The sequence below is a fragment of the Vibrio sp. 1562 genome (assembly GCF_033340155.1).
Lineage (GTDB): Bacteria > Pseudomonadota > Gammaproteobacteria > Enterobacterales > Vibrionaceae > Vibrio > Vibrio alginolyticus.
Genome location: NZ_JAWOVY010000202.1, coordinates 1 through 832 on the forward strand (window position 1 = coordinate 1; position 832 = coordinate 832).

The 832-nt window shown below is 47.8% G+C and carries 1 protein-coding gene; it reads left to right on the forward strand.

Annotation, left to right across the window (positions count from 1 at the left end; translation table 11 throughout):
• Nucleotides 1-832, forward strand: an 832-nt coding sequence (locus R7Z49_RS24145; RefSeq protein WP_318112250.1) for a 3-hydroxyacyl-CoA dehydrogenase NAD-binding domain-containing protein, incomplete at both ends; no start/stop codon positions are given.

Sequence of the window (832 nt, forward strand, 5' to 3'; positions counted from 1 at the left end):
GAGTCAGCCCTGCAAACCCTAACTTCTGCCATCAATGAAAAACTTGACTGGCAAGCGCGCCGCACACAAAAGACATCAGCGCTAACGCTAAGCAAGCTTGAGTCGATGATGAGCTTCACAATGGCAAAAGGCCTAGTGGCACAAGTAGCCGGTCCACACTACCCTGCGCCAATGACTGCAGTTATTACGATTGAAGAAGGCGCACGCTTTGCACGTAACGAAGCACTCGACATTGAACGCAAATACTTCGTTAAACTCGCGAAATCAGAAGAAGCCAAAGCTCTGGTTGGTCTGTTCCTCAACGACCAATACATCAAAGGCATCGCGAAAAAAGCGGCGAAATCAGCAAGCAAAGACACTGAGCGAGCAGCGGTATTAGGTGCAGGCATCATGGGTGGTGGCATTGCTTACCAATCTGCGCTGAAAGGCGTGCCAGTATTGATGAAAGACATTGCCCAACCATCTCTCGATTTAGGTATGACCGAAGCGTCTAAACTGCTGAACAAACGCCTTGCTCAAGGTCGTATCGACGGCTTCAAGATGGCGGGAATTTTGGCATCAATTACCCCAAGCCTACATTACGCAGGCATCGAAAATTCAGATGTGATTGTTGAAGCCGTTGTCGAAAATCCAAAAGTAAAAGCAGCGGTACTGAGCGAAGTCGAATCGCACGTTGGTGAAGACACCGTCATTACATCAAACACATCGACGATTCCAATCAACCTATTGGCACAATCACTTAAACGCCCAGAAAACTTCTGTGGTATGCACTTCTTTAACCCTGTGCATCGCATGCCTTTGGTTGAAATCATCCGTGGTGAGAAAACTTCTG